At 68.3% G+C, this 6,297-nt stretch carries 6 protein-coding genes and 2 pseudogenes; 7 read left to right on the forward strand and 1 reads right to left on the reverse strand.

Going from position 1 to position 6,297, the window contains the following annotated elements:
* The 4 genes and pseudogenes from WA965_RS01905 to WA965_RS01920 form a co-directional block, all read left to right on the forward strand.
* A pseudogene (locus WA965_RS01905) lies at positions 1–396 on the forward strand (hypothetical protein); the annotation flags it as partial.
* Between the two features lie 21 nt (positions 397–417).
* Entirely contained in the window at positions 418–1,047 is a 630-nt protein-coding gene (purN, locus tag WA965_RS01910) for a phosphoribosylglycinamide formyltransferase (protein WP_526298533.1), read from the forward strand.
* Positions 1,044–2,621 (forward strand): bifunctional phosphoribosylaminoimidazolecarboxamide formyltransferase/IMP cyclohydrolase, encoded by a 1,578-nt coding sequence (gene purH / locus WA965_RS01915; protein WP_526298531.1) that lies wholly within the window; start codon positions 1,044–1,046, stop codon positions 2,619–2,621. The genes purN and purH overlap by 4 nt, the downstream gene beginning before the upstream one ends.
* Positions 2,622–2,715: 94 nt before the next feature.
* The gene (locus tag WA965_RS01920) at positions 2,716–2,994 is read left to right on the forward strand and encodes a hypothetical protein (protein WP_526298529.1); all 279 of its coding nucleotides are present in this window, start codon (positions 2,716–2,718) and stop codon (positions 2,992–2,994) included.
* A 20-nt stretch (positions 2,995–3,014) separates the two neighbouring features.
* On the opposite strand, the gene WA965_RS01925 is transcribed toward WA965_RS01920, so the two are convergent.
* The gene (locus WA965_RS01925; protein WP_526298527.1) at positions 3,015–3,509 is read right to left on the reverse strand and encodes an Rv2240c family protein; all 495 of its coding nucleotides are present in this window, start codon (positions 3,507–3,509) and stop codon (positions 3,015–3,017) included.
* 215 nt (positions 3,510–3,724) lie between these two features.
* Between WA965_RS01925 and WA965_RS01930 the strand changes: the two genes are divergently transcribed.
* From WA965_RS01930 to WA965_RS01940, 3 genes and pseudogenes are all read left to right on the forward strand, one after another.
* Positions 3,725–4,396, forward strand: a complete 672-nt coding sequence (locus WA965_RS01930; RefSeq protein ID WP_526298539.1) for an MspA family porin — start codon at positions 3,725–3,727, stop codon at positions 4,394–4,396.
* A gap of 29 nt (positions 4,397–4,425) precedes the next feature.
* A pseudogene (locus tag WA965_RS01935) lies at positions 4,426–5,107 on the forward strand (MspA family porin).
* A 58-nt stretch (positions 5,108–5,165) separates the two neighbouring features.
* Positions 5,166–6,297 (forward strand): sigma 54-interacting transcriptional regulator (locus WA965_RS01940; RefSeq protein WP_526446978.1); only part of this gene is annotated, 1,132 nt, incomplete at its 3' end.

Consider the following 6,297-nt stretch of genomic DNA (forward strand, 5'->3'; position numbering starts at 1 on the left):
CCCGGGGTCTTCGTGTGGTTCGCAGGCATCGGCGCGCTGACCGTCGCGATGTCGGGGGGATTCCGGCCGCGGGTGCGCCGTCCGAAAGTCGCCGCCGACGTTGGTGCCGCAGCGGACGTCTCCGAGACCGAGGTCGATGAGTCCGACCCGGTCACCTCCGAGGTCGACCCGGCCGACATCGACCCTGCGACCGTCGCGATCGTCGTCGACGACGAGTCCGAACCCGCCCCGGTGGTCGACGCCGAGCCCGTGCCGCCTCCGGTGCTCGACGAGGTGCCACCGTTGGATGAGCTGGACCCTGAGGAGCACTTCGTCGTAGACGAACAATATGGCCCCGGCGTCGTAGACGACGCGGACTCCCCTGATGGCGGCCACCGCGGAGGAACCGCCGGTTAGCCACCCATTAGGCTCTCAGGCGTGCAGCCAGCGGTCCGAGTGCCCCCGAGCGCGCCGGCGCGGGTGGTGGTGCTCGCATCAGGCGCGGGTTCGCTGTTCGCGTCACTGCTGAGAGCTGCCGTCGGCGACTATCCGGCTCGAGTGGTGGCGCTCGGAACCGATCGCACGTGCGCCGCTCTGGACATCGCTGCCGCTGCGTCGGTGCCGACGTTCACGGTTCCGCTCGGCGACCATCCGGACCGGGCTGCCTGGGACTCCGCCATGACCGAGGCGACGGCTGAGCACCAGCCCGACCTGGTGGTGTCGGCCGGATTCATGAAAATCGTTGGACCCAGCTTTCTTTCGAGATTTCCCGCGCGGGTGGTCAACACCCACCCTGCGTTGCTGCCCGCATTCCCCGGCGCGCACGCGGTCCGTGACGCGCTGGCCTACGGAGTCAGGGTCACCGGCTGCACGGTTCACCTGGTCGACGCGGGCACCGATACCGGGCCGATCCTCGCCCAGCAGGCTGTCCCTGTGCTCGACGGCGACGACGAGGCGACTCTGCACGAACGGATCAAGGTGATCGAGAGAGACCTGCTGGTGGATGTACTGGCGGCGTTGGCATTTGGCGGCGTGACGTGGACGGGACGAAAGGCGACCATAGGATGAGCGAGAACGAGGGCCGGCGGCGGATCCGTCGTGCACTGATCAGCGTCTACGACAAGTCGGGTCTCGTCGCGCTCGCGCAGGGTCTGCACGCGGCCGGCGTGGACATCGTGTCCACCGGTTCGACCGCCAAAACCATTGCCGATTCCGGTATTCCGGTGACCCCGGTCGAGGACGTCACCGGTTTCCCCGAGGTGCTCGACGGCCGGGTCAAGACCCTGCATCCCCATGTGCACGCCGGACTGCTCGCCGATCAGCGCAAGCCCGAGCACGTCGCGGCGCTCGCCGAACTCGGCGTGGCGGCATTCGAACTCGTGGTGGTGAACCTGTACCCGTTCACTCAGACCGTCAACTCAGGGGCGGGCGTCGACGAGTGTGTGGAACAGATCGACATCGGCGGTCCCTCGATGGTGCGCGCGGCCGCCAAGAATCATCCGAGCGTCGCGGTAGTTGTCGATCCGCTCGGCTACGACGGGGTGCTGGCCGCGGTGCGGGCCGGCGGATTCACCCTCGACGAGCGAAAGAAGCTGGCGTCGTTGGCATTCCGGCACACCGCGGAATATGACGTGGCGGTGGCGTCCTGGATGGAGTCGGTACTGGCTCCCGAAGGCGGGGAGGCGCCGGCGTCGCTACCGCCATGGCTGGGCGCGACGTACCGACGCACAGCGGTGTTGCGGTACGGCGAGAATCCGCACCAGCAGGCCGCACTCTACGGCGACGACGGTGCGTGGCCGGGACTGGCGCAGGCCGAGCAGCTGCACGGCAAAGAGATGTCCTACAACAACTACACCGACGCCGATGCGGCGTGGCGTGCGGCGTTCGACCACGAGGACATCTGCGTGGCGATCATCAAGCACGCCAACCCGTGTGGCATCGCAGTGTCCTCGGTTTCGGTGGCCGACGCCCATCACAAGGCACACGAATGTGACCCGCTGTCGGCATTCGGTGGGGTGATCGCGGCCAACACCGAGGTCACCGTCGAGATGGCCGAAACCGTCGCGGGCATCTTCACCGAGGTGATCATCGCGCCCGCCTACGAACCCGGCGCGGTGGAAGTCCTTGCCCGCAAGAAGAACATCCGCGTGCTCGTCGCCTCCGAGCCGCAGTCGGGAGGCACCGAGTTCCGGCAGATCAGCGGCGGCCTCCTGCTCCAGCAGCGGGATGCGGTGGACGCCGCCGGCGATGACCCCGTCAATTGGACGTTGGCGACCGGCTCTCCGGCTGATCCGACGACGCTCGCGGATCTGGTGTTCGCGTGGCGGACCTGCCGGGCGGTCAAGTCCAACGCGATCGTCGTCGCCAGGGACGGCGCCACCGTCGGTGTCGGCATGGGTCAGGTCAACCGGGTGGACGCGGCCCGGCTGGCGGTCGAGCGGGCCGGCGACCGGACCCAGGGGGCGGTGGCGTCCTCCGATGCATTCTTCCCGTTCCCCGATGGCCTCGAGACCCTGATGCGGGCCGGGGTGAAGGCCGTCGTGCATCCCGGAGGTTCGGTGCGCGACGACGAGGTGACCGCCGCCGCCGAGGCAGCCGGCGTCACGCTCTACCTCACCGGGGCGCGTCACTTCGCGCACTGAGGAACCCTGCCGCCGGGGACGATTCGTCCGAATCCGCAGTATCTCGGGCACATTTGGATAGACTCCCGGCAGGGACACAGACAGGGAGCATGCCATGGCGATTTCTCCGCGTCGGTTGGCTGCCCTGGCCGGAGTCGCTGCCGCGTTCGCCGTCGCGCCGATGATCGGCGTCCTCGAAGGCTCGAGGCCGGCAACGGGCACGCCTATGGCGCAGTGCCCGCACGGCGAACAATTGGATCCCATCACCAATGCCTGCTCGGCGTTGTTCACGCCGAGTCCCTCACCCGGTGACCTCGGTCAACAGTGGTTCGAGCAGGACGTCACAGACACACCCGGCCTCGCGCCCGGTGCCGGCGGCACGACCGTTCCGTAGGCGTCGTCAGCGAGGCGGCCTCAGGTGCGCGCTCCGGCTTGGGCGCAGGCCATTTTGGTATCGGTGGCGTCCATGTTGAGTTCGGTGGCCGCCGCGTTGAGAGTGTCGCCGTTGCCGTGCAGCCCCATGGCCAGCAGCAGCTTCGTCGCGCGCAGTGACCACGACCGCATCGGAGCCGCGATCTCCGGCGCCAGACCGGGCGTACCCGATGCACTCAGCGCCTCAGCGGCGGCTTTGCGCAGCGCGGTTCGACCGTCGACGTTGTTGCCCCTGACTGTCGGGTCCTGATAGTCGACGTACGCACCGTTGCCGGCGATCGAGTAGGCGAACGCGTTGTAGTAGGCCGACGAGACACGCCATGCCCCGGCGAACCGCTCGCACGCGACCGCGGACGCGGGGGCGGGCGGTTGACCCGGATCCGCGGAGGCGATGGCCGCTCCGCTCAGCGCGAGACCGAACACCACGAGCGCGGCGGCCCGCGCTTGCCCACGCACGTGTGACGACCCCGATCTCACGACTACCACCGTATTGCAAGCGCATTCGGGCCATGGCCGGGATTCCGCAACGCGCCCGCAAATACAGAGCAACGGACGATGCAAGAGCCGGCGGGAGGTGGGGACGCTCCGTTTATAGTTGGTGTCACCGGGCGCCTGATGATTCTCACCGTGCGATTCCCGCGACTGCGCGACGAGGGGAGGCCGCGATGGCGGGACGCCGCGACACCACGGTGTTGCTTCGATCTCTCACCGTGGCGGCGGTCTGCCTGCTGATCCCGGCCTTGTTCGCGCCACTCGCCGCAGGGCAGCCGGTCCCGCCGCCTCCGGTGCCACCTGCCGAGCCGGTCGCCGATCCGTTATCGGCCCCGCCGTCCGGTGCCGTCCTTTCCGGGGCGCCGGGGATCTTGGACACTCCCGACGGCTGGCACGTCGAGGTGCACGCGGTTGATGAATCACAGGTACCCGTGGCGCCGCTGACGACCGCGGTCTCGTCGCGTGAGTACCTGGTCAGCGGCACGTTCATCGGGAACGTCACGGGGGAGGGCTCCACGGAGCTCACCGGCGGAACCCTCGAGGCCGGGTATCAGATCGGCTGCGGGATCCTGGCGGACGAGATCGGAATCGAAGTCGGGGGCGGCTTCGACGTCAACGTCCCCTTCGACGTTCTCGACGCCGACATCGAACTCGGCGGGGGGATAGATCTGCTCCCGGGGGAGGTCAATGTCGTCGACGTCGCCGCGAAGAGATTCGAGGGCACCGAAACACGGGTCACCGTAACCGGTTTGCGCGTCAACTTCGATCGGTGTGCCGGTCAGTCGTTCATCCGCTCGTATGCGACGTTGGCCGTCTCGACCGAGGACACCGAAGACGTCGTCACCTATCTCGGCGTGACGAAGGTCGTGTGATCGCCATGGCGAAAGGCCTCCAGGCAACCATGGTGCTTCGACTCATCGCGCTGACGGTGGCTTGGGTGCTGGTCCCCGGCGCGACGGCACCACTCGCGTCGGCGCAACCACCCACCCCGCCACCGGCGCCGCCTGCAGAGCCGGTCGCCAATCCGGCCCCGGCTCCGGACCCCGGTCTCGTCCAGTCCGCTCCGCCGCAGGTCGTCGCGACCCCCGACGGCTGGACGCTGACACTGGCCGCGACGAACGAATCCCAGGTGCCGGTGCCGCCGCTGACCACGGCGCTCTCGTCGCGGGAGTATCTGACGGCGGGTACGTTCTCGGGCGCCGTCGAGGGCTCGGGAAGCACGGAACTGGCCGGCGGAACTCTGGAGGTCGGTTATCAGATCGGCTGCGGCATCAACCTCGACAAAGGTCTCGCTGAGTGGCGATATCGGTGTGGACTCCCTGTCGTTGGCGTTGGACGACGACATCGGCATCGGCATCGGTGGTTCGGTCGAGGTCGTCCTCCTGCCCGGCCGGGTCGAGCAGGTCAGGGTGCTGGAGAAGGAGTTCAGCGGCACCTCGACTCGAGTCACCGTCAAAGACGTCCACATCATGATCGACGGCTGCGCCGGCCAGTCGTTCCTGCGTTCGTACGCCATCTTGACCAGTTCGACCACAGACACCGACGACATCGTCGCCTACTACGGCGTCACCAAGGCCGTCTGAGAAGCCCAGCCGGGATGCCAGCCGTGCCGCAACTCGACAGCAGTCGTAGCGTGGAGTGGTGACTTCACCTAACGACCTCCCACGCACCGTCGGCGAGCTGCGCGCATCCGGACATCAGGAACGCGGCGTCAAGGCCGAGATGCGGGAGAATCTGCTGGTCGCGCTCGCGGAAGGGCGTGACGTCTGGACGGGCATCCTCGGTTTCGAGGACACCGTCATCCCTCAGCTGGAACGCGCGCTGATCGCCGGGCACGACGTCGTGCTGCTCGGCGAACGCGGTCAGGGCAAGACCCGGCTGCTGCGCGCGCTGACCGGTCTGATGGACGAGTGGACCCCTGTCATCGCCGGCGCGGAACTCGCCGAGCACCCCTACAGCCCGATCACCCCGGAGTCGATCCGCCGAGCGGCGGACTCCGGAGACGATCTGCCGATCGCCTGGCGACATCGCAGCGAGCGCTACACCGAGAAGCTGGCCACCCCGGACACCAGCGTTGCCGACCTGGTGGGCGACATCGACCCGATCAAGGTCGCCGAGGGGCGCAGCCTCGGTGATCCGGAAACCATCGCCTATGGGCTGATCCCCCGCGCGCATCGCGGCATCGTCGCGGTCAACGAACTGCCCGACCTCGCCGAGCGCATCCAGGTGGCGATGCTCAACGTGATGGAGGAGCGCGACATCCAGGTGCGCGGCTACACGCTGCGGCTGCCCCTCGATGTGCTCGTCGTGGCCAGCGCCAACCCCGAGGACTACACCAACCGCGGCCGCATCATCACCCCGCTCAAGGACCGGTTCGGGGCGGAGATCCGCACGCACTACCCGCTCGAGTTGGACGCCGAGATCGGTGTCATCAACCAGGAGGCCCACCTGGCCGCCGAGGTGCCCGAGTACCTGCTGCAGATCTTGGCGCGGTTCGCCCGCAGCCTGCGCGAATCGAATTCGATCGACCAACGATCCGGGGTGTCCGCACGGTTTGCGATCGCGGCCGCCGAGACCGTGGCGGCATCCGCGCGGCACCGGGCGGCGGTGCTCGGTGAACAGGAGCCCGTGGCACGCGTGGTGGACCTCGGCACGGTGATCGACGTGCTGCGCGGCAAGTTGGAGTTCGAGTCCGGCGAGGAGGGGCGCGAGCAGGCCGTCCTCGAGCACCTGCTGCGCCGGGCCACCGCCGACACCGCGCAGCGTCTTCTCG

The sequence above is a fragment of the Mycobacterium sp. genome, from assembly GCF_049683935.1.
Taxonomy (GTDB): Bacteria; Actinomycetota; Actinomycetes; order Mycobacteriales; family Mycobacteriaceae; genus Mycobacterium.

Excerpts from the sequence above, each read along its gene's own strand:
- purH (WP_526298531.1), top strand. The coding sequence starts at position 1,044 with ATGAGCGAGAACGAGGGCCGGCGGCGGATCCGTCGTGCACTGATCAGC.
- WA965_RS01920 (WP_526298529.1), top strand. The coding sequence starts at position 2,716 with ATGGCGATTTCTCCGCGTCGGTTGGCTGCCCTGGCCGGAGTCGCTGCC.